We start from the raw sequence: 20,301 nt of genomic DNA, 5'->3' as shown, positions 1-20,301 counted from the left end.
TGCCGGCGCATTTGCCGTACTACTTGTGTCGGTGCCTCACCTGCGCAACGACTCGAGCGAGCGCTTGCGGTCGATTATAGGGCCGAGCAGCCGCCGACAATATCCACCAGACGTATCGATACCGGTGTCATTCAACCAGCGGCTGCTCCGCCCTCGCCGCCATCAATGTGCCAATTTGCGCCGGACTAAACGGCGGGCGCGGCATTGCAGCGTCCCAGCCGAAATACAGGCCAGCCGCTGCGCCGCAGATTCGTCCCTGGCATGCGCCCATCCCGCAGCGGGTATGCAGCTTCGCCTCGCGCCAATCCGGATACGCGCGCACCTCGCCGATGCTGACGTCTTCGCAACGACAGAGCAGTGTGGCATCGTCAGGCGGCGTGCGCGCGGCGGCTCGCAACGCAAAGGCCGCTTCGACGCGCCGACCGAAGCGCTGCCATCGCGTCCGTTGCGAATCCAGTGTGGCGCCTGCCGAGGTGCGGTTTACCGACGCGCCACTCGCGACGAGGCCTGCGATCTCGCCTTCCACACACGCCAGTTCCGCGCCGCCGACACCCGTGCATTCGCCTGCCGCCAGCACGCCGTCGACCGAGGTCCGCTGCTCACCGTCGACGACGATCTCGCCTGCTTCGGCAATCGCACAGCCGAGCGCCTGCGCAAGCGTGATATTCGGCACGAGTCCATAGCCGCACGCGATGCGGTCGCAGTCAAGCGTCGACACTCGTTGACCGCGCCGGATGGTCACGCGCTCGACACAGCCATTGCCATCAGCTCGCGCGACGATGCTGCCCGTCCAGTAACGCACTCCCGCGAAGCCGCGTGTCATGGCAAGGGCTTGCCGCAACTTCGCCGGCTCGCCCAACAAAGAGATTCCGAATCGTGCGACCTCGAGCGCCGACGCCTGTTCCACGACCGCCACCACCTGCGCTCCGGCAGCACGCGCGGTGGCGAGCGCGGCGATCAGCAAGGGACCGCTGCCTGCTATCACGATCCGTTCGCCGCGCACCGGCATGCCGCCTTTGATGAGTGCCTGCAGCGCGCCTGCACCGGTCACGCCGGGCAGCGTCCAGCCGGCGAATGGCAATAGACGCTCGCGCGCGCCGGTCGCGAGGATCAACTGATCGTACGTGATAGAGAATCCGCCATGCTCAGCCGACTCAAGCAGCAAACCGCGTGGGCTCATGGGCGCAATCACGCGAGTCGACGGCATAAGGGTGATATGGGTTCGCGTCTTCAACGCAGCGAGCAGGCCTTGCAGCGGCGCTTGCAGCGAATGGCCGGGACCTTGCCGCCAGATTTGACCACCCGCGCGCGGATTGTCGTCGAGCAGCGCGACCGTGGCGCCCTCGCGCGCCGCTGCCTGCGCAGCGTTCAGCCCGGCTGGACCGGCGCCCACTATGACGATATCGAAGTGCTGATTCATCGCGAGCCTGTGACGGTGGTTATGGTGGCGGCCCTGTTGTTCCCGTTGTTCCCGTTGTTCCCGTTGTTCCCGTTGTTCCCGTTGTTCCCGTTGAATGCTTTGGATACGTTGGCCGCATCAGCCCCGGCCGTGGTGCAAACCACTTGCCCTTCGCGGCAAAGCGTCTGGCACGCCAACGCGTGGGCCCGTCCGTCGATCGTGACGCGGCATTCCTGGCACACGCCCATCCCGCACAGCGCCGCGCGCGGCCGGCCGCTCACCGAAGTCCGCGTACCGCGGACACCCGCCATGACGAGCGCCGCGGCCACGGTCGTACCCGCCTCGACCGCAACCCTTCTACCGTCGATCGTCAATTGAATAAGTGCTGCATTGGCGCTAGTCATGACCCACCTTTTGCGCAAAACGGACCGGCAAATATGGCTCCACCGGAATCGGTGCCGCGCTCCCGGTGATTTGTGCGGCAAGCAACTTTGCGGTTGCGAGCGAGGTCGTCACGCCGAGACCTTCGTGTCCGACGGCGAGCCACACGCCGGGCGAAAAATCGCCGGCCGGACCGATCAATGGCAGACCATCGGGCGATGCCGCACGAAAGCCGGTCCACGCGCGGATGCCATTGAGCGTCGGCAGCACCGGCAGATAGTGCGCCGCGCGCTGCAACATCTGAGCGAGCACGGGCATGTCGACGGCGGGATCGGTTGTATCGAACTGGCGCGACGAGCCAATCAACAACTGGCCTGTAGGTCGCGGCTGCGCATTGAATGCCACTGAGGTGCCGACCGCGTGATGCGCGCTCTTGATGTAGCCAAGTTCGAGCAATTGATGGCGAATGAGTTCGGGGTAACGGTCAGTGATCAGCAGATGACCTTTCTTCGGCTGCAACGGCAGCGCGCGCAGCAGCTGCTGAGCGCCCAGACCATTGGCAACGATCACGTGCGCGGCGCGAATGCGCTCGCCATCGGCCAGCGTCACGCCGTCCGCGCCGATCGCGGCAACCCGTGCGCCGAGCCGCACACGAATATTCTCCACTCCTGACGATTGCGTCAGCAACCACTCGGCAACGGTGGGCGCATACACGACGCTGTCGTGCTCGATCCGCAAGCCGCCCACCATCGATGCCGCCAGCGCCGGCTCGCACGTCCGCAACGCAGCCGCGTCGAGCAGTTGTGCTGACACGCCCTGTGCTTCGAACGCGCCATGCATGGCGCGGGCGGCCTGCCACTCCTCATCGTCGGCTGCAACCCATAGCGTGCCGCAGCGCGCGAACGCGTCGCGCGCGCGCAGTTGCGGCGCGAGCGCCAGCCACAAGTCGCGTGAATAGCGGCTCAATGCGAATTCCGCGGGCGAGTCGTTCATCACGACAATATGGCCCATGCCCGCCGCCGTCGCGCCGCCGCCGATGCCCTGTGCGTCGAGTACCTCGACCCGCATGCCGAGCGCGGCCAGCTCCGCCGCACAAGCCGTGCCGACAATGCCGGCCCCGATGATCAGCGCGTCCGCTGTCATGCCGTGCGGATCCCCCACGCGAACGGGTCACGCTCGTCGAAACACAAACGCCCTTCGGCCATGATGTGCGCGTGGCCGGTGATGGTCGGAATCACCGAGACACCATCGCCGGCGTGACGATAGCTCGCCTCGAACACGCTGCCGATGATGCTCTCCTGCCGCCACACAGCACCTTCGGTGAGCTTGCCGTCAGCGGCGAGGCAGGCGATTTTCGCGCTCGTGCCCGTACCGCACGGCGAGCGGTCGTACGCGTTGCCGGGACAAAGGACGAAGCTGCGGCTGTCGATACCGTCGCGCGAGCCAGGTCCAAAGAGTTCGATGTGGTCGATCAAGGCGCCGTCCACGCCGGTGATGCGCTGCGCGATCAGCGCGTCGCGGATTGCCGCACTGAAGGCCGTCAGCTCGGCGATGCACGCTGCCTCCAGCGTGCGGCCGTGGTCGGCGACGAGAAAGAACCAGTTGCCACCCCAAGCGATGTCGCCACTCAACATGCCGTAACCCGCCACGTCCACCTGCACACCTTGCCGGTAGCGATAAGCCGGCACGTTGCGCACAGCCACACTGCCGTCTTCGTTGAGCGTTGCTTCGACGATGCCGACCGGCGTCTCGATCCGATGACGCCCCGGCCCGATCCGTCCCATGTGCGCGAGCGAGACAACGAGGCCGATCGTGCCATGCCCGCACATGCCGAGATAGCCGACGTTGTTGAAGAAGATCACGCCGGCCGCGCACGTGGGGTCGTCCGGCTCGCACAGCAGCCCGCCGACTACCACGTCCGAGCCACGCGGTTCGGTGACGATGCCTGCGCGCCAGTCGTCGAAATATGTACGAAACATGTCGAGACGCTGCGCCAGCGTGCCACCGCCAAGCGCCGGGCCACCCGACACCACCAGGCGGGTCGGTTCACCGCCGGTGTGCGAGTCGATAATGTCTAGGGTTTTCATGATGCACATGGTAGGAAAGCCAGGCATCGGAGTCTTGGTGTGCTTATGCGTGGATTGTGACGATTTCGGCATAATATTTACGCCCATTTATTCACACGACGATTTTTTTGAACTGGGAACGCCCATGCCTGAAAAACGGATGGCGGCGCGAACTCAAGCGCGCACGTAGGCCTCTCTCCATGCAACTTCAACGTCCTTTGCGTCTTGTCCTGAAATAGTCGGTTCGCCCGGTCTTGCTGGGCTTACGGGCATAGCCACTATGCTGAAATCGTCATTCACCACGCGCGAATCGCGCAAGACGGCGGCATTTTCCCTGCTTACACTGCGCTTCGACTCATCACAATCAGGAGAGCAGCCGTGGCGCATATCTGGGAAGGCGTATTACCCGCAGTTACCACCAAATTCCACGCGAATTTCAGCATAGACCGTGAATGGACCGGTAAGAATATCGAGGCGCAGATCGACGCGGGTGTGGACGGCATCATCGTGTGCGGATCGCTCGGCGAAGCGTCGACGCTCTCGCTGGACGAGAAGCTGCAAGTGCTCGATATCGCTGTCGAGGCCTCACGCGGACGCGTGCCGGTTTTGCTGACCATCGCCGAGAACAGCACGCTCGATGCATGCCGCCAGGCCGAAGCCGGCAGCCAGCGTGGTGCGGCCGGTTTCATGGTGCTGCCCGGGCTGCGCTATCTGTCAGACCGGCGCGAAACGCTGCACCACTTTCGCAGCGTCGCCGACGCAAGCGCGCTGCCGTTGATGATCTATAACAACCCGCTGGCCTATGGCGTCGACATGACGCCCGAGATGTTCGCGGAAATCGCCGATGAAAAGAAGATCGTCGCGATCAAGGAATCATGCGGCGACGTGCGGCGCGTGACCGATCTGATCAACGTGGTCGGCGACCGCTTCGCGATCCTGTGCGGGGTCGACAACCTTGCCATGGAAGCGATATTGATGGGCGCGCATGGCTGGGTAGCCGGTCTCGTGTGCGCGTTTCCGCGCGAGACGGTCGTGATTTACAAGTTGCTGAAGGCGGGCCGTCTTGATGAAGCGCGGGCGATCTATCGCTGGTTCGCGCCCCTGCTCGCGCTCGACGTCTCGTCGAAGCTGGTGCAGAACATCAAGCTGGCCGAAACGATCGTCGGGCTTGGCACGGAGCCGGTGCGGCCGCCGCGTCTGCCGTTGGCCGGAGATGAACGCAAATCGGTGGAAGCATTGATCCGCCAGTCGATTGAAACCCGGCCGGTGCTGCCGCAGGTTTGAGTTAAGGACCCGCTCAGGCCGCCTGCTGCTCCGCTGCGGCTTCGCCTTGCCGCAGGTGCAGCAGCCGATAGCCGCTCTTATAAACGGGTTGCAGCCGGAAGTCGTTTTGCGGCTCGATTTCGAGCAACAGCCGCAGGCGCGACACATGGCTGTCGATCGTGCGGGTGAACTCGCGGAATTCACGGCCCCACACCATCGCGAAGATATGGTCGCGCGACATGACGCGGCCGATATTGGAAAAGAACAGCGACGCCAACCGGTATTGCGTACCCGATAGCTGTACCGGCTGACCGCGCAACATGACGAGCTGGCGATGCGTGTCGAAATGGTAGGGGCCCACATCGAAGCTCGCGGCACTGAAACGATCCGGATAGGCGCGGCGCAGCAACGCCGCAATGCGCTCGCGGAACTCGCCGGGCCGCAACGGCAACGAAACATAGTCGTCTGCCCCGCTGGCAAAGGCGCGCACCACGCTCTCCTCCGACGTCTCCGCAGACGCGAACACGACCGGCAGCCGGTCGCCGCCGACGGCACGCACCGATCGCAGGACCTCGGCGCCAGAAAGGCGTGTGCCGTGCCAGTCCAACACAAGCAGATCCACCGTGGAACGGGCAAGCGCTTTTGACATGGTCAAACCGTCGTCGTAGGTCATACAGGTATGGCTGGCGCCCATAAGGATCTTTTCGATCGACTGACGCATGACGGGGTCACGCTGAAGGATGGCAATGCGCATGAGATAACTCTTAACTGATAGCTTGGACGCGATTCTCAGAGGGACGCCCCGGCCATCCCATAGGAGCATTCCTAATTTGCGTACCAATCGCCCCGCTCCGACAGGTGTGCGCGCCATTCCTACACGGGACCGCCGCGGCTCGCACGACGCACGGACCTTGCGGTCCTGCACGCCGTCGAAAAGATACGTCCAGTGGAACTTTTTCCAATCTAATTAAGCACTTCCCGAAGCGGAAGGCTTTCATCCTGTAAAATCCCGGCCCGGCCCCAATCGTCATCGCGCTGGCCCTACCCGGGCCGGTGCGCCGGTGTCCCGTGCTCTACCCAGCGCTTGCCACACTTCTCGCCTGACGACCGCCGTATTTCCACGCACTACGTGTGGTTCCCAATTCAAGACAAGACACAAGCAATGCAAGCGACAAATCTGGGTGGAGCGCAGGCTGTCACCCCACGTCCTCTTGGACGAAGCGATTACAAGACACTCGGACTCGCCGCGCTCGGCGGGGCGCTGGAGTTTTACGACTTCATCATCTTCGTATTCTTTGCGCCGGCAATCGGCCAGTTGTTCTTCCCCGCCGCGATGCCGGACTGGCTGCGTCAGGTGCAGACCTTCGGCATCTTTGCGGCGGGCTATCTGGCACGGCCACTTGGCGGCATCATCATGGCGCACTTCGGCGACCTGTTCGGGCGCAAGCGCATGTTCACGCTGAGTGTGCTGCTGATGTCGGTACCGACGCTGATGATGGGTCTGCTGCCCACCTACGCCAGCATCGGCGTGATGGCCCCGGTATTGCTGCTGCTGTTCCGCGTGATGCAAGGCGCGGCAGTCGGCGGGGAAGTGCCGGGCGCATGGGTGTTCGTCTCCGAACACGTGCCGCAGCGGCACGTAGGCTATGCGTGCGGCACGCTGACGGCCGGCCTCACGGCGGGCATCCTGCTCGGCTCGCTGATCGCATCGGCGGTGAATCGCAACTTCGCGCCGGCGGAAATCTCCGCCTACGCATGGCGCATCCCGTTCCTGGTGGGCGGCGTGTTCGGTATGTTCTCGGTTTATCTGCGCCGCTGGCTGCATGAGACGCCGGTATTCGCCGAGCTCAAGCAACGCAAGGCAATTGCAGCGGAAGTGCCGCTCAAGGCGGTGTTGCGCGACCATGGCCGCGCCGTGATCGTGTCCATGCTGCTTACGTGGATGCTGTCGGCCGCGATCGTCGTGGTGATTCTGATGACGCCGACGCTACTGCAGAAGCAGTTTCATATCCCGCCGGCCACCGCGCTGCTGGCGAACTGCGTGGCGACGCTGTGCCTGACCATCGGTTGCGTAATGGCAGGTTCGATCGCAGGCCGGATTGGCGCGGGGCGCACGATTTTCATCGGCGGCCTCGCATTGGCCGTGACGTACTACGTGATGTTCCAGCAGCTCGCCGTCGATACCTCGGCGCTGGTGCCGCTGTACGCCCTGACTGGCCTTTTCGTCGGTGTGATCGGCGCGATTCCGTTCGTGCTGGTCAAGGCATTCCCGCCCGTCGTGCGATTCTCGGGCATCTCGTTCTCGTATAACGTCGCCTACGCGGTATTCGGCGGCCTGACGCCCATCGCCGTTTCGCTGATGATGAAGTCGAACCCGATGGCGGCGCCCCTGTATGTCGGCGCGATCTGCATTCTCGGAGCGTTGACTACACCGTTTATCAAAGACGCGCCGCAAACGCACTAATCGAGCTGTTTCGCAACGGCGCACCGGCTGGTGCGCCGTTGTTTGCATCGGTTTCACGCCCCGCCTTTCCGGCAGTGCCGGCGACATCCATAGTTCACGCCGGACCGAAACATCGTGCGCTGTATCGGCCTACGATGTATCTCATGAACTCTCCCACTACACCCTCCTCGCCCACCCTCGGCCGCATTCTCGCGACTGTCAGCGTCGGCTTCGTCGTCACGCAACTCGACGTGACCATCGTCAACATCGCGCTGCCCAAGATCGGTGCGGACCTGCATGCGAATGTCGCGGTGCTGCAATGGGTCGTCGACGCATACACGCTCGCTTTCGCCGTGCTGATGCTCTCGGCGGGCGCGCTCGGCGACCGGCTCGGCACGCGGCGCATGTACGCGGCCGGCATCGTGCTGTTCGCGCTCGCGTCGCTCGCCTGCGGGTTGGCGCTCGATGCCACCATGCTGGTCGCGGCGCGCGCGGTGCAGGGCATCGGCGCCGCCGCCATGCTGCCGAACTCGTTGGCGCTGCTCAACCAGTCATATGGCCACGATCCGAAGCTCCGGGCGCGTGCAGTCGGGCTATGGACCGCGGCGGGCGCGATTTCGATCGCGGCCGGACCGGTGGTCGGCGGTCTGCTGATTGCGGCGTTCGGTTGGCGCAGCATCTTTCTCGTCAATCTGCCGATTTGCGCAGCCGGTTTCCTGGCAACGTTGCTCTGGATACCACGGCCCGAATCCGCGCCGAAAGACACGCGACAGGCAGCCCCGGCTGAGGCTGGTGCTACGGCTGAGGCTGGTGCGCCAACCCGGGCCGGAACCGGAACTGCAACTGCAACTGCAACCGCAACCGAGGTAAGCGCTCGTGGCGTCGATCTGGGCGGTCAGGCCCTTGCGATCGTCGCGCTCACCGCCTTCGTCGCCGCTGTGATCGAATTGCGACCGCTAGGACTGAGCCACCCGCTGGTAGCCGGCGGGTTCATCCTCTCGCTTATCGCAACGGGCGCCTTTATCGCCGTAGAGTCGCGCGTCGCGGCACCGATGCTGCCACTCTCGCTATTCAGAAAGCGCACCTTCAATGCGGCGGTGCTGTTCGGCATCTGCGTAAATCTGACGTACTACGGCATGGTGTTCGTGCTGAGCCTGTATTTGCAGCGCGTACGCGGCTATACCCCGCTGCAGGCAGGCCTCGCCTTCCTGCCGTTGACGGGCGGATTTCTGCTCTCGAACGTGGTGAGCGGGTGGGTGGTCGGACGTTTCGGCGCACGTGTGCCGATGATCGCCGGCGCAATCACCGCGGGACTCGGCTATGGCTTGCTGCATTTCGTCGATGCGTCAACGCCGCTCGTCGGCTTGCTGCTGCCGTTCCTGCTGATTCCCTCGGGAATGGGGCTTGCGGTCCCGGCAATGACGACGGCCGTGCTCGCCTCCGTCGAAGCACAGCGCGCGGGCACTGCGTCCGCCGTGCTGAATACTGCCCGGCAAGCTGGCGGCGCAGTGGGTGTAGCCGCCTTCGGCGCATTGGCGAGCGGCGCTGCCGCGACGCAGATCGTCTCGGGGATGCAGGCCGCAACCGCCATCTCAGTCGGTCTGCTGGTGGTCGGTGGGGTGATGGGCTGCCTTGTCCATCCTGAGCCGCACACGTCGGCCTCGAAGCCGCACAAGCCCGAGTCCAGGCAAGCTACTGAATCGCGCTGATCGTCTTGGCGCTTTGGTCGGCGCGGATTGGTGAATAGGATACAACGACACCACTCGCGCTGCCGCCACGGTTTACAGCGACGCTTCCTGAATCGTGCCGGTATCGATCGCGCGCTCGATCAAGCCTTCGTTTTGCGCCTTGGCGATCGCGTCGGCGATCAGCTTCTCCGGCTGTTCGATTTCGGCCTTGATCGTGCCGATAATCCCGGACGCATCCAGAACCACTAATGTTTTCGCTGAATCGGCGAGGCTGATGATGACGCGATGCGGTGTAGGCCCTTCACCAAGACTTGCACACAACTGCGTGACCTTGCCACCAATGGTTTGCTCAAAACTTTGAATCATTATTTTCTCCCTTGAATACAGCCAGAATCAAAAGCGACCGACACAGACTACCTCAACTGCGCGATCAGAGATTCAGCCCGCCGCGGGGCGAGCGCGCGCCGTCGATACTGATACGGCCCGCTCCGGTCACGAACAGCAACAGGAAACCGCCGGCGATACCGATGTTCTTCCAGAAGTGGATCACCATATCGCGTTGCAAAGCGGGATCGGTCACGTTCCAGAAATCGTGGCCCAGCACCGCGGTTGCCACAGTGTAGACGGCCATGATGAGCGCGAGCGGGCGGATCTTGAAGCCGACGATCAGCAGAAGACCGCCGAGCGCCTCGACCGCTGTTGCAATCGGTGCGGCGACTTGTACGAACGGCACACCCTTAGAATGCAGATAGCCGACGAAGCCCGCATAGCCCAGCAATTTCATCACACCGCCCCACAAAAACAGCACGGCAAGGGCGATACGCGCGATGAGAATAACGCCGGAATCGACGGGACGCGTCATGAGGAGCTCCTGTTAATGAATAAGCAGCAGACCCGCCCAGGCCGCCGCAGTTCCCCGCTTTGCATCTGAGAATATGTGCATTGCCCGCCTTTTCCAAGCGCGGGCCGGTGTGAACGGGGCAATTCGCGCCGTCTGACGGGAAGAGAAAAGGTGTCCGAGCGCTCGGCGAGTGCCCGATTTTGCACGGCACGGCCGGTATCGCCGCCGTGCTCAAGCGCGCGGATATGTTGCGACCTCGATCAGGTTGCCGTCCGGATCGCGGCAATATACCGAGGTCATCTTGCCGCGCGCGCCATCGCGCTCAACCGGGCCGGCCTCTATCTCGACACCCTGAGCGAGCCAATGCGCTTTGACCTCGGCGGGACTCGTGGTAGTGACAAAGCATAGATCGGCGCTGCCCGGCACCGGCTCGCGCCCGGTAAACCACGCGACCGTGTCCGCATCCGCCGGACGCAGGTTGATCTTCTGATTGCCGTAGGTCATTGCCACGCGCGTGCCGGTGCGCGACTCGAACTCGGTGCGCCGCATGCCCAGCATTCGAGCATACCAGGCCGCGCTGGCTTCCACGTCGGCGACATTCAGAACGAGATGATCGAGACTGTCTATCGAGAAGCTCATGGGTTTCGTCGCCGTGATGACCTGCTGCTGAGGTGCTATTGACGTGCTATTACTGCGGCGCATCCGGCGCGAGCAAGACGCCCTTTGTCAACACGAAGCAGCCGTAACCGCGCTCTTCGCCGGTAGCGATTACGCAATAGGCCTTGCGCGCCCGCTCATAGAACGCGAAACGCTCAACCGAAGCAAACGGCACCTCGCGTCCCTCCGCCGCATTGATCTCGATCTGCGCTTCGCGCTGAACGGCTGGAATCGTATTCGGCTCGCCCACCACTTCCATCCGCGATGCAGGACGCTCGATGAACGTATCCAGCGGCATCACCGACAGCACCGCGCGAATTGCACGCGGCGCGTTCACGCCATCGAGGCGGAGCAGCTTGCCCAACACCGTCTCCTGCGCGACGGAAGCGCCCGGGAAGTTAGCGTCGCAAATCACCAGTTCGTCGCCATGCCCCATCGAGCGTAGCGCATGCAGCACGTCGGCATTCAGCAGCGGGTCCAGATTCTTCAGCACGGTGTCTCCTTATGATCCGACGGGCGGTGAACCGCCCGGGGTTGGACGGTTTGTCCTCGTAGCGCATCGTGATCGATTGTAGCAAGACCACGGCGAACGGTCCGATGCCCGTGGCTCATCGCCAATCAGTTTTTCCGCACGATGCGGCGAGCGACATTCTGGCGACACTGCCACCGCAGCCATCCGACCAACGCGAGTAACACGAGACCCGCCCCGCCCAACACCGGCTCGCGCCAGGCCAGCAACGCGGTGAAGGTGAACGCGCGCGTGCCGGCCAGCAGAGCGAAGCCGGCGACCGCGCTGGAGAGCGTGTCGACAGCGCCCGACAGGCGCGCGAGCGTGAGAAAAGTACCGGGAGCGGTGGCGGCAGCGGACTCGTGCATGATCGTCTCCGTGAAAAAACTGTAAGTGGTCAGGTGGCGGCAGGTACCTGGTCGAGGAAGCCCGTTACTGCCTGCAGGCGGCCATGTGCGTCGAGCACGCCGAAGTCGGAACCCTTGACGATCGCCTCGCCGGCCGGCGTGGTCAGTTCCCACGAAAAGCGCAACCGGTTCGCGAAACCGTCGACCTCCGTCGTGCGACGAAACGTGTGATGCGGGAAGCGCTCATGCACCGCGCGGATCATCGCGTCGATGCCGTCATGGCCCGCGCCTGTCAGCAGCGGATCGCGATAGTCGGCATCGGTGGTCCACGTCGCGGCGATCAGGTCGCGGCGACGCGCGGCATCGGTTTCATTCCATGCGTCGAAATAACGGTCGATCAGATCGGTATGTGCATTCATCTCAGACTCCTTGATTGACATCACTGAGCACTACGCCTCGCAGACACGTTGTTTGCGGCGGGCTCGGAGTGAAGATTGACGGCTCGAGCGCAGCGCGTCGATTACGTGGGAGGTAAGCATCCGGATACACGGAGGTGAAGATCCGCACCTGATTGACTACAGGATTGGCCATTCGGCCGAATCGTCACGGGCTGCGTCAGCCGCTAACCTCATGCCGCAAATGAGGGCCGCGCGGCGTTGCACAGCGGCATGTGACGAACTGAACGGGTGCGGACACGAGCCGCTTTTTTAATATGGCTTTTTCACTTGCAAGATCGTATCCACAAGGATACACTCATCAGCACATCGGTTCACCACCTGTGCACACGGTCAACCGCACTGAGGCATTCGACAGCTGGCTTGCCGGCCTCGCCGACTTAAGAGCGAGGGCAAAAATCCTGGTGCGGGTCCGGCGTGCTGAGCGAGGTCATTTCGGCGACGTCAAGCTGCTGGAAGACGGTGTATCCGAGATGCGTATCGATTGCGGTCCGGGTTATCGGGTCTACTTCGCGCGCGAAGGGCGCATTGTGTACCTGCTGCTCTGCGGAGGCGATAAGTCCACGCAGCCGGGCGACATCAAGCATGCCAAATCAATGTGGGCAGCCATCAGAAAGGAACTGTCATGAGCAAAGTCAAAACCGCACGGTTCGACGCGTCGCACTACCTCGATAGCGAGGAGATGATCGCTGAATATCTCAACGCAGCGCTGGAAGAAGGTGACGCCGACCTCCTCCTCGCCGCAATCGCCGACATCGCGAAAGCACGCGGCATCGCGAAGGTCGCGGCCGACGCCGGGCTTGGGCGCGAAAGCCTTTACAAGACCCTCGCGCCCGGCTCCAAACCGCGCATGGATACGGTGTTCAAACTGCTGCGCGCACTGGGTGTCAAGCTCAACGCCGTGCCGGAAGGTGTGGCGCCCGCCTGATTCGCGCTTGCCGTGTTGTCGCTTGAGGCAACGCCCTGAATCTGCTCCGTCTTCGTGGGTGCACCTACGTTTTCTCGGGTATTGCCGCGTATTCCTGGGTATTCCCGGGTATTCCATTACCTGTCAGGTAATGGATCGCTCACGCGCTTTGGCTATCATCGGCAGCATGAACACACTCTCTCTTGCGCAATCCATCCCGTCGAACATATCGACGGCAAGCCGCACGGTCGGCGATCTGCTGCGTGAATGGCGACAGCGGCGAAGAATGAGCCAGTTGCTGCTCGCCGCCGAAGCCGATATTTCAACGCGGCATCTGAGCTTTGTCGAATCAGGCCGTGCAGTGCCCAGCCGTGAAATGGTCATGCACCTCGCCGAGCGGCTCGACGTGCCACTCCGTGCACGCAATGCGCTGCTGATCGCGGCAGGGTATGCGCCGCTGTTCCGCGAACGTCCTTTGACGGACCCGCAACTGGCCGCCGCGCGCGAGGCCGTCGAGTTGGTGCTCAAAGGCCATGAGCCGTATCCGGCACTCGCGATCGACCGTCACTGGACCATCGTTGCGGCGAACAACGCGCTTGCGCCGCTGCTTACAGGCGCAAGCCCGGAACTTCTGAAACCGCCGGTCAATGCGATGCGACTGAGCTTGCATCCGGAAGGCATCGCGGCGTCGATCGTCAATTGGCACGCCTGGCGTACGCACGCGCTGTCCCGACTCCAGCGGCAAATCGACGTGAGTGGTGACGAGACGTTGAGGGCACTGCGTGACGAGCTAGCCACGTATCCTGCTCCACCCGGCGCGGAAGTAACCGACCACGAAGATACCGCGAGTCATCAGGTCGCCGTGCCGCTGCGGCTGCGCACACCGATTGGCGAGTTGTCGTTCTTCAGCACAACCACGGTATTCGGCACGCCGGTGGACGTGACACTGTCGGAACTTGCCATTGAGGCGTTCTTTCCCGCCGATCAGCAAACCGCGGCGGCATTGCGTGAATTTGCGGAAAGCCAACGCGCCGGAAGCCAAGGAGCGGACGCCGTGAAGTCATAGCAAGCCCGCGGACTGCAGGACCGCAGAACTGCACGAGCCCGGGCAGCATCGAACGCTAAGTTGTTACCGCTTGCAGCACCATTCAAATCACGCGGAGAGACGCATTTGATCAACAACTCCTTACTGGTCCGCCAACTCGGACCGGCCGACCGCGACGCCTACTTTCAACTTCGCCTGCGTGGGCTGAAGGCACATCCGGAGTCGTTCGGTCAAAGCTATGAGGAAGCGGTGGCCAGGGGCGCGCCGCAACATGACACGATGTTGCAGGGCGCGCGCGCGGCCGAAGGCGACTTTTTGCTCGGTGCTTACGCATCGGCCGATACGCCGTTGATCGGCGTAGTCGGGCTGCTGCGTAACCAGCGCGACAGAGAACGGCACAAGGCCGCCGTCATCGGTATGTATGTCGCGCCGGAGGCGGCGGGCCGCGGAGTCGGGCGCGCCCTGCTCAATGAGTTGCTGGCGCGAGCGGCACAGATAGAAGATCTGCGGCAAATCCAGTTGATGGTGAGTAGCCAGAACGAAGCGGCACGCAGGCTCTATGAGTCGGTCGGCTTTCGCAAATATGGCTGCGAGGTCGGTTCATTGAACGTCGGCGGGGTGTTTCATGACGCCGACCTGATGGTGCGCTTCATGTAACTGCTATCGAGCACCGCACCGCCTTCGTGCCGCCCTGCTTCAGCACGCGATCCGTGCTATCTTTTTCAATCACCTTTCCGCTGCGCCCGCCCCGAAACGCCTCATCCGCCCCTCGGGCTAGCTTCCATTTGCCGTTCGCCAGTCAAACACCATGTCCGATCTCTCTACCTCCCTTCCACGCGTACCACGCCGTTTCGACATCAATTCGAAACCGCTAGGCGCCGCGCTCGTCCTGATCGCGCTGGGCGCCGTCTATCTGGCACAGACCGTCAGCGGCCGTCAGGCGGCGCTCTACTTTGTCGGGGCGCTGCTGGGAATGTCGCTCTATCACGCGGCGTTCGGCTTTACCTCCGCGTGGCGGGTCTTTATCGCCGATGGTCGCGGCGCCGGTCTGCGCGCACAGATGCTGATGCTGGCGCTCGGTGTGGTGTTGTTCTTTCCGGCGCTCGCCGCCGGTACGCTGTTCGGCCGGCCCGTGGTCGGCCTGGTCGCGCCGGCAGGAACGTCGGTGCTGGTCGGGGCCTTCATGTTCGGCGTCGGCATGCAGTTGGGCGGCGGCTGCGCGTCCGGCACGCTGTACACCGTGGGCGGCGGCAGCACACGCATGATCGTCACGCTGGTGGCGTTCGTCATCGGATCGGTTGTCGCGACCGCGCACATGCCGTTCTGGACCGCGCTACCGTCGCTCAAGCCGCTTTCGATGGTGACCACGTTCGGTGCCGGCTGGGCCATCGCGCTGAATCTGGTCATTTTCGCCGCGATCGCGGCGCTCACCGTCCTGGTGGAGCGGCGCCGCCATGGCCGGCTGGTCGACGAGCCGCTACGCGCGCCGCACGCGTCGCCATGGCTGCACGGCCCGTGGCCGTTGTTCGTCGGCGCAATCGCTCTGGCTTTGCTCAATTTCGCGACGCTAGCACTGTCCGGCCGCCCATGGGGCGTGACGTCGGCGTTCGCGCTGTGGGGCGCCAAGCTATTTGCCGCGTTGGGTATCGACGTGGCCAATTGGCCGTATTGGGCCGCTCATGCCAACGCTGGCGCGCTGGCCGCCCCTGTTACACACGACGTCACCACGGTGATGGACATCGGTATCATCCTCGGCGCCATGACGGCCGCCGCGCTCGCGGGTCGCTACGCGCCGGTCTGGAAAGTGCCGGCCCGCTCACTGATCGCAGCAGTGGTCGGCGGCCTGATGCTCGGCTACGGAGCCCGCCTGGCCTATGGTTGTAACATCGGCGCCTATTTCAGCGGCATCGTGTCAGGCAGCTTGCATGGCTGGCTGTGGCTGATCGCCGCCTTCGCCGGCAACGTACTCGGCACCCGGCTGCGCCCGGCGTTCGGCCTCGAAGTCGAACGGATCCGCGCAAACGGTTGCTAGAAGTTACAAATGCGGCCTCGTTTGTAACCGGGGTCGCACCAATTTGTTACGCCTTTGATTTGTCCCCATAGCGATGTCAATGAACGGTATTTATTACTTTTAATTGGTCTTGCTTTCTATTTCCTTTCCGATTCAGACCTGATTTTCCGGTTCTCGACCGGACGTGCGGCTTTGCTCAGACAAATAATAAAGAAGCCCGCCGCACAAGGGTTTTCATGGATCAGACGAATTTCCTGACTCGCCAAAAACCCGCGAAGTACCGTCTATTACAGGACCATGAAAGAGTTACCGAAATTTGATGCATCTTTTTGAGATATTTTTTTGAGAAGGGATTGATTTCTTCTTTTACCCTTCATACAATTCGTCCCAAGCTGTTACGAAATGTAACGCGATGTATCAAAAGGTCGCCATCTGTATCAAGTGGTGACATGTAGCCGGAGGTTATCGTTTCCGGCGAGGCACAAAAGACATAACGGCAAAAAATGCCGACTTAGTAATTCGGGGCTTCGGAAACACAGAAAATGGACCGTAGCAGCGAGACGCTGGATTCAATCCGCGAGATCAACTTGTCTTACATCATGCTCGCGCAACGTATGTTGCGTGAGGACAAACCGGTCGGTATGTTCCGATTGGGACTGTCGTCGGAACTGGCTGATTTGCTTGCCGGGCTGTCGCTCGCGCAGATCGTCAAGCTGGCCGCTTCCGATCAGCTTTTATGCTTCTTCCGCTTCAACGACCACTCGATGTTGTCGGCGTTGACGCAAACAACGAAGCACGCAGCAGTTGCGCCGACTCACGCGGCGATCCTGCTTGCAGGCCAGCCTGCTGAGCAGTTTGCTTAATTGAGGTGACTGCGATGCTCAAGCGTAGCCTGACGGAAGACGCACAAGAAGTATTCCGTGCCATCGCGCTGATCGAACTCGGCGCGCGCATGCAGGTGCTCGAAAGCGAGTTGACGCTTTCGCGCGACCGCATGATCCGCCTGTACCGCGAGGTCAAAGGTGTATCGCCGCCCAAGGGCATGCTGCCGTTCTCGGCAGATTGGTACATGACGTGGCTGGCGAACATTCACGCGTCGTTGTTCTACAACACGTACCTGTTCCTGAAGAACGAAGCGCGTTGCTCGCACCTGGATGCGCTGACCAAAGGGTATCGGCTGTATCTGGAACATTGCCAGCACAGCGAAACCGAACCGGTGCTGGATTTGACGCGCGCATGGACGCTGGTGCGTTTCTTCGACGCCGACATCCTGCAGCAGACCAAGTGCTGCCGTTGCACCGGCAAGTTCGTCGCGCACAAGCACGACCTGCAACACAACGTGGTGTGTGGTGCCTGCCAGCCGCCGTCGCGCGCCGGCAAGACCAAGAAGGCCGCCGCCGCTCGCCAGGAAGCGCTCGAAGCAGCGCAGATTGCACAAGCCGCCTGAGTTGAAATGGTTCGATAAGGGCCGGTCCAGCCTGATTCGAAGCGAAGCGCCCAGAAAAAAGGTCCGCCATCCTCACGCGGACCTTTTTTATATGGCTTTCGCCCTGACTCTGGACGCCTGACACCCGGCGCTACCTCGCCATCCCGCTAGCTTCTGCTGCCGCATCGGTCAAACCAGCCCCACCGTTTGCACCACCAGCCAGAGGTTCGCCGCACTAATCACCACGAACAGCGACCAAACAAGAAGCCGTGTCGGCAGCCTGTTGGCGAATTCCCCCATCAACGAGCGATCGTCGGTCATGCGGATCAGCGGATAAAGCGCGAACGGCAGTTGCAGGCTCAACACGACCTGGCTTGCGACCAGCAGCTTGCCGACTGCGCCATTCCCCATCATCTGCACGCCAATCAGCGCCGGAATCAAGGCGAGTGCCCGCGTGATGAAGCGCCGCTGCCAGCACGGAATTTTCAGCTTCAGGAAGCCTTCCATGATGACCTGCCCCGCCACCGTGCCGGTGAAGGTGGAGCTTTGCCCCGACGCCAGCAACGTGATCGCGAACAGCACCGCCGCGAAACCGGTGCCGACGATCGGCGCCAGCAACTTGTAAGCGTCTTCGATTTCGGTAACCTGATTATGGCCAGTCGCATGGAACGCGGCGGCCGCGAGAATCAGGATCGCCATGTTGATCAGCAGCGCAATCACCAGCGAGACGATCGTATCGATGCGCGACATGCCGATCGCCGACCTGATGCTGGCCGGATCACGCTTGACCGCGCGGGTCTGCACGATCGACGAATGCAGATAGAGGTTATGCGGCATCACGGTGGCACCGAGAATGCCGATCGCCAGATACATCGGCTCGCTGCTGCTCAGTGCCTGCCATGAAGGAATCAGCCCTTGGGCGACTGACGGCCAATGCGGCTTCACTAGCGCCAACTCGATGACGTAACCGACGCCGATGGTCGCGATCAACCCGAGCATGATCGCTTCGAGATCGCGAAAATTCTTGCCCTTCAGGCCAAGCACGATCAGCGTGTCGAACGCGGTCAGCAACACGCCGGTGGTCAATGAGCATTTAAAGAGCAGATGGAAGGCCAGCGCGCCGCCGAGCACTTCGGCCAGATCGCAGGCCACGATCGACAACTCGGCGAGCAACCACTGAAAGCGCGCGGCACCCGGTGAATAACGCAGTCGCGACAATTCCGCGAGGTCGCGCCCGGTGGCGATGCCGAGGCGCATGCTCAGGCACTGCAGCGCCATCGCGGCAAGACTCGACAGCATCACGACGAACAGCAGGCTGTAGCCGTAACGCGAACCCGCTTCGATATCGGTGGCCCAGTTCCCTGGGTCCATGTAGCCGATCGAAATTAGCAGGCCAGGCCCTGCGAATTGCAGGATTTTTTTCCAGAACGGCGCGCCTTGCGTGATGGCGACCGTGCCTTGCACCTCGGATGGGCAAAACGGCGCAGTTGCGGTGGTCGGTAATTTGAACTGCAATCCGGTGGTCTCTTGAGGGGGATAAACCGCGACGCCTAGTGCAGGCCGCCGCGAACCGCCTCAAGTGTACAAAGAAACCTCCGGCAATGTCCCGCTCAACGCGTAACGGCCGACGTCGCGCACGCGATAGTCGAGCGGATCGTGCAGCGTATGCACGCGAGCATTGCGCCAGAAGCGGTCGAGCGCGAGCGGCGCGTGCGTGGCGCGCGCACCGCAGGCGTCGAACAGTTTTTCACTGACGTCGAGCGCGGCGCGATGCGCGACGATTTTCGCCTCCGAGGTGGCGAGCGCCACGTATGCACGGGTTTCGGCGTCCAAAGCCACGCCTTGTTGCCACGCATCCTCGAGTGCGTAGGCGGCACGCGTTGCCAGCGCTTCCGCGCTCACCGCCTGCAGGCGCATCTCGCCAAAACGCTGGATCAGGTAGGGATCGTCGGTCGCTTTATCGACGCCGGAGGTGATCCATGGCTTGCCGTACTGCGTGACGTACGCGCGCGCCTCTTCGAGCGCGCCCTGCGCGATGCCCACGAACAGGTTGGTCAGCACCTGCTGCGAGATAAGCGTGCGCAAACTGGCAAATGACGTGTCGGCCCGGTCCAGCACCTCATGCGGCTCGACCAGGACTCGCGCGAAGGAGACGCTGCCGCTATCGGTTTGCCGCTGGCCGATCGGATTCCAGTCTTCGTGGACGGTAATGCCCTCGCGCGTGGTCGGGACCACGGCGAACACCGCTTTGCCGGTGACCGAATCGTGCGCGGAAACCGTCATCATGTGCGAGCCGCGCGTGCCCGAGCAAAATCCTTTCTGCCCGTCGAGACGATAGCCGCCATCGCCGGTTGCGCTCGCAACGAGTCGCGTGTCGAGTGGATTGACCGCATTGCCCCACCACCAGCGCCCCTCCACTGTGCCGCTCAGATAGCGCGCACGTTGTTCCGGATTGCCCCACACATTGACGCTGACCACCTGCAGACACGTGAAGCCCAGCAGATGGGCGAGCGCACTGTCGACTCGCGCGATCTTGCGGACCGTCTCGTAGATCTCAGGCCAGCGCGCGCCGAGACCGCCGAATTCACGCGGCACGGCGAGCGTAAGCAGACCCGCGTCGGCGATCCATTGTTTTTCCTGCGCGGCGTGGCCGCCGTCGCGATCGCGCTGGGCCGCGCTGGCATGCAACGCGTCGAGCAAACCGGCGAGATCGCGCACCACGGGCGCAGCGTCGGTTTGCAGCGTCTGCAATGCCTCGGGATGACGAGGTTCGTTCATGCAGCTTCCACGTGAAGAGGTTCGGTAAGCGACACGCGGCTTATCAGCGCGGCCGGCTTGCATTCGATCAGGTGAGCAGGAATTGC

General features: G+C 62.6%; 22 protein-coding genes and 1 pseudogene. 10 read left to right on the top strand and 13 right to left on the bottom strand.

Features of this window, described 5'->3' with window-relative positions; translation table 11 throughout:
• Positions 1 to 127: 127 nt before the first annotated feature.
• From PQQ52_RS21300 to PQQ52_RS21285, 4 genes and pseudogenes are all read right to left on the bottom strand, one after another.
• Positions 128 to 1,420, bottom strand: coding sequence for an FAD-dependent oxidoreductase (locus PQQ52_RS21300; RefSeq protein WP_408215462.1), 1,293 nt, complete (start codon positions 1,418 to 1,420; stop codon positions 128 to 130).
• Positions 1,421 to 1,542: 122 nt separating this feature from the next.
• Positions 1,543 to 1,803: pseudogene (locus PQQ52_RS21295) on the bottom strand ((2Fe-2S)-binding protein); the annotation flags it as partial.
• Positions 1,796 to 2,923 (bottom strand): NAD(P)/FAD-dependent oxidoreductase, encoded by a 1,128-nt coding sequence (locus PQQ52_RS21290; RefSeq protein WP_408215459.1) that lies wholly within the window; start codon positions 2,921 to 2,923, stop codon positions 1,796 to 1,798. The pseudogene PQQ52_RS21295 and the gene PQQ52_RS21290, both read right to left, overlap by 8 nt.
• Entirely contained in the window at positions 2,920 to 3,876 is a 957-nt protein-coding gene (locus PQQ52_RS21285; protein ID WP_408215819.1) for a 4-hydroxyproline epimerase, read from the bottom strand. Before PQQ52_RS21285 ends, PQQ52_RS21290 begins: the two co-directional genes overlap by 4 nt.
• 348 nt (positions 3,877 to 4,224) lie before the next feature.
• Between PQQ52_RS21285 and PQQ52_RS21280 the strand changes: the two genes are divergently transcribed.
• A complete protein-coding gene (locus PQQ52_RS21280) occupies positions 4,225 to 5,130 on the top strand; it encodes a dihydrodipicolinate synthase family protein (RefSeq protein WP_408215456.1) in 906 nt (301 codons plus the stop codon).
• Positions 5,131 to 5,143: 13 nt separating this feature from the next.
• Here PQQ52_RS21280 and PQQ52_RS21275 read toward each other — a convergent pair whose 3' ends face one another.
• Positions 5,144 to 5,863 carry a response regulator transcription factor gene (locus PQQ52_RS21275; RefSeq protein ID WP_408215816.1) on the bottom strand — a complete coding sequence of 240 codons (720 nt, stop codon included), beginning with the start codon at positions 5,861 to 5,863 and terminating at the stop codon, positions 5,144 to 5,146.
• 408 nt (positions 5,864 to 6,271) lie between these two features.
• Between PQQ52_RS21275 and PQQ52_RS21270 the strand changes: the two genes are divergently transcribed.
• Positions 6,272 to 7,573 (top strand): MFS transporter, encoded by a 1,302-nt coding sequence (locus PQQ52_RS21270; RefSeq protein ID WP_408215454.1) that lies wholly within the window; start codon positions 6,272 to 6,274, stop codon positions 7,571 to 7,573.
• A 143-nt stretch (positions 7,574 to 7,716) separates the two neighbouring features.
• Positions 7,717 to 9,261, top strand: coding sequence for an MFS transporter (locus PQQ52_RS21265; protein WP_408215452.1), 1,545 nt, complete (start codon positions 7,717 to 7,719; stop codon positions 9,259 to 9,261).
• Between the two features lie 72 nt (positions 9,262 to 9,333).
• Here PQQ52_RS21265 and PQQ52_RS21260 read toward each other — a convergent pair whose 3' ends face one another.
• The 6 genes from PQQ52_RS21260 to PQQ52_RS21235 all read right to left on the bottom strand — a co-directional run bounded on the left by PQQ52_RS21260 (position 9,334) and on the right by PQQ52_RS21235 (position 12,012).
• On the bottom strand, positions 9,334 to 9,606 hold the full coding sequence (locus PQQ52_RS21260) for a hypothetical protein (RefSeq protein ID WP_408215449.1): 273 nt from the start codon (positions 9,604 to 9,606) through the stop codon (positions 9,334 to 9,336).
• 64 nt (positions 9,607 to 9,670) lie between these two features.
• Complete coding sequence (locus PQQ52_RS21255) at positions 9,671 to 10,102, bottom strand: DoxX family protein (RefSeq protein ID WP_408215446.1); 432 nt, start codon at positions 10,100 to 10,102, stop codon at positions 9,671 to 9,673.
• A gap of 210 nt (positions 10,103 to 10,312) precedes the next feature.
• The gene (locus tag PQQ52_RS21250; RefSeq protein ID WP_408215443.1) at positions 10,313 to 10,720 is read right to left on the bottom strand and encodes a VOC family protein; all 408 of its coding nucleotides are present in this window, start codon (positions 10,718 to 10,720) and stop codon (positions 10,313 to 10,315) included.
• A gap of 49 nt (positions 10,721 to 10,769) precedes the next feature.
• Positions 10,770 to 11,231 carry an RbsD/FucU family protein gene (locus PQQ52_RS21245; RefSeq protein WP_408215441.1) on the bottom strand — a complete coding sequence of 154 codons (462 nt, stop codon included), beginning with the start codon at positions 11,229 to 11,231 and terminating at the stop codon, positions 10,770 to 10,772.
• 125 nt (positions 11,232 to 11,356) lie between these two features.
• Positions 11,357 to 11,614 carry a hypothetical protein gene (locus PQQ52_RS21240; protein ID WP_408215438.1) on the bottom strand — a complete coding sequence of 86 codons (258 nt, stop codon included), beginning with the start codon at positions 11,612 to 11,614 and terminating at the stop codon, positions 11,357 to 11,359.
• A gap of 29 nt (positions 11,615 to 11,643) precedes the next feature.
• Positions 11,644 to 12,012 carry a nuclear transport factor 2 family protein gene (locus tag PQQ52_RS21235; RefSeq protein ID WP_408215435.1) on the bottom strand — a complete coding sequence of 123 codons (369 nt, stop codon included), beginning with the start codon at positions 12,010 to 12,012 and terminating at the stop codon, positions 11,644 to 11,646.
• Between the two features lie 293 nt (positions 12,013 to 12,305).
• Between PQQ52_RS21235 and PQQ52_RS21230 the strand changes: the two genes are divergently transcribed.
• The 7 genes from PQQ52_RS21230 (at position 12,306) to flhC (ending at position 17,458) form a co-directional block, all read left to right on the top strand.
• Positions 12,306 to 12,677 (top strand): type II toxin-antitoxin system RelE/ParE family toxin, encoded by a 372-nt coding sequence (locus tag PQQ52_RS21230; RefSeq protein ID WP_408215432.1) that lies wholly within the window; start codon positions 12,306 to 12,308, stop codon positions 12,675 to 12,677.
• A complete protein-coding gene (locus PQQ52_RS21225; protein WP_054039070.1) occupies positions 12,674 to 12,976 on the top strand; it encodes an addiction module antidote protein in 303 nt (100 codons plus the stop codon). Before PQQ52_RS21230 ends, PQQ52_RS21225 begins: the two co-directional genes overlap by 4 nt.
• Positions 12,977 to 13,142: 166 nt before the next feature.
• Positions 13,143 to 14,021 carry a helix-turn-helix domain-containing protein gene (locus PQQ52_RS21220; RefSeq protein WP_459252558.1) on the top strand — a complete coding sequence of 293 codons (879 nt, stop codon included), beginning with the start codon at positions 13,143 to 13,145 and terminating at the stop codon, positions 14,019 to 14,021.
• A 105-nt stretch (positions 14,022 to 14,126) separates the two neighbouring features.
• Positions 14,127 to 14,657 carry a GNAT family N-acetyltransferase gene (locus tag PQQ52_RS21215; RefSeq protein ID WP_408215426.1) on the top strand — a complete coding sequence of 177 codons (531 nt, stop codon included), beginning with the start codon at positions 14,127 to 14,129 and terminating at the stop codon, positions 14,655 to 14,657.
• A gap of 151 nt (positions 14,658 to 14,808) precedes the next feature.
• Positions 14,809 to 16,032, top strand: coding sequence for a YeeE/YedE family protein (locus tag PQQ52_RS21210; RefSeq protein ID WP_408215424.1), 1,224 nt, complete (start codon positions 14,809 to 14,811; stop codon positions 16,030 to 16,032).
• A gap of 521 nt (positions 16,033 to 16,553) precedes the next feature.
• Complete coding sequence (gene flhD, locus PQQ52_RS21205; protein ID WP_028194930.1) at positions 16,554 to 16,874, top strand: flagellar transcriptional regulator FlhD; 321 nt, start codon at positions 16,554 to 16,556, stop codon at positions 16,872 to 16,874.
• Positions 16,875 to 16,888: 14 nt separating this feature from the next.
• Positions 16,889 to 17,458, top strand: coding sequence for a flagellar transcriptional regulator FlhC (flhC, locus tag PQQ52_RS21200; RefSeq protein ID WP_408215422.1), 570 nt, complete (start codon positions 16,889 to 16,891; stop codon positions 17,456 to 17,458).
• 168 nt (positions 17,459 to 17,626) lie between these two features.
• Here flhC and PQQ52_RS21195 read toward each other — a convergent pair whose 3' ends face one another.
• Both PQQ52_RS21195 and PQQ52_RS21190 read right to left on the bottom strand, forming a co-directional pair.
• On the bottom strand, positions 17,627 to 18,952 hold the full coding sequence (locus tag PQQ52_RS21195; protein ID WP_408215419.1) for an Nramp family divalent metal transporter: 1,326 nt from the start codon (positions 18,950 to 18,952) through the stop codon (positions 17,627 to 17,629).
• A gap of 60 nt (positions 18,953 to 19,012) precedes the next feature.
• Positions 19,013 to 20,215 carry an acyl-CoA dehydrogenase family protein gene (locus PQQ52_RS21190; protein WP_408215417.1) on the bottom strand — a complete coding sequence of 401 codons (1,203 nt, stop codon included), beginning with the start codon at positions 20,213 to 20,215 and terminating at the stop codon, positions 19,013 to 19,015.
• Positions 20,216 to 20,301: the final 86 nt, after the last annotated feature.

This window comes from Paraburkholderia sediminicola (assembly GCF_046030555.1).
Taxonomy (GTDB): domain Bacteria; phylum Pseudomonadota; class Gammaproteobacteria; order Burkholderiales; family Burkholderiaceae; genus Paraburkholderia; species Paraburkholderia sediminicola_E.
The sequence above is the reverse complement of the archived record's forward strand: the minus strand, read 5'-3'. Positions and strand labels throughout refer to the sequence as shown.

Bases quoted from the DNA above. Each gene is read 5' to 3' on its own strand.
- PQQ52_RS21220 (WP_459252558.1), top strand. From the start codon at position 13,143: ATGAACACACTCTCTCTTGCGCAATCCATCCCGTCGAACATATCGACG.
- PQQ52_RS21225 (WP_054039070.1), top strand. From the start codon at position 12,674: ATGAGCAAAGTCAAAACCGCACGGTTCGACGCGTCGCACTACCTCGAT.
- flhD (WP_028194930.1), top strand. From the start codon at position 16,554: ATGGACCGTAGCAGCGAGACGCTGGATTCAATCCGCGAGATCAACTTG.
- PQQ52_RS21290 (WP_408215459.1), bottom strand. From the start codon at position 2,923: ATGACAGCGGACGCGCTGATCATCGGGGCCGGCATTGTCGGCACGGCT.
- PQQ52_RS21285 (WP_408215819.1), bottom strand. From the start codon at position 3,876: ATGTGCATCATGAAAACCCTAGACATTATCGACTCGCACACCGGCGGT.
- PQQ52_RS21275 (WP_408215816.1), bottom strand. From the start codon at position 5,863: ATGCGCATTGCCATCCTTCAGCGTGACCCCGTCATGCGTCAGTCGATC.
- PQQ52_RS21230 (WP_408215432.1), top strand. From the start codon at position 12,306: ATGGCTTTTTCACTTGCAAGATCGTATCCACAAGGATACACTCATCAG.
- PQQ52_RS21270 (WP_408215454.1), top strand. From the start codon at position 6,272: ATGCAAGCGACAAATCTGGGTGGAGCGCAGGCTGTCACCCCACGTCCT.
- PQQ52_RS21250 (WP_408215443.1), bottom strand. From the start codon at position 10,720: ATGAGCTTCTCGATAGACAGTCTCGATCATCTCGTTCTGAATGTCGCC.
- flhC (WP_408215422.1), top strand. From the start codon at position 16,889: ATGCTCAAGCGTAGCCTGACGGAAGACGCACAAGAAGTATTCCGTGCC.
- PQQ52_RS21240 (WP_408215438.1), bottom strand. From the start codon at position 11,614: ATGCACGAGTCCGCTGCCGCCACCGCTCCCGGTACTTTTCTCACGCTC.
- PQQ52_RS21235 (WP_408215435.1), bottom strand. From the start codon at position 12,012: ATGAATGCACATACCGATCTGATCGACCGTTATTTCGACGCATGGAAT.
- PQQ52_RS21210 (WP_408215424.1), top strand. From the start codon at position 14,809: ATGTCCGATCTCTCTACCTCCCTTCCACGCGTACCACGCCGTTTCGAC.
- PQQ52_RS21255 (WP_408215446.1), bottom strand. From the start codon at position 10,102: ATGACGCGTCCCGTCGATTCCGGCGTTATTCTCATCGCGCGTATCGCC.
- PQQ52_RS21265 (WP_408215452.1), top strand. From the start codon at position 7,717: ATGAACTCTCCCACTACACCCTCCTCGCCCACCCTCGGCCGCATTCTC.
- PQQ52_RS21260 (WP_408215449.1), bottom strand. From the start codon at position 9,606: ATGATTCAAAGTTTTGAGCAAACCATTGGTGGCAAGGTCACGCAGTTG.
- PQQ52_RS21300 (WP_408215462.1), bottom strand. From the start codon at position 1,420: ATGAATCAGCACTTCGATATCGTCATAGTGGGCGCCGGTCCAGCCGGG.
- PQQ52_RS21190 (WP_408215417.1), bottom strand. From the start codon at position 20,215: ATGAACGAACCTCGTCATCCCGAGGCATTGCAGACGCTGCAAACCGAC.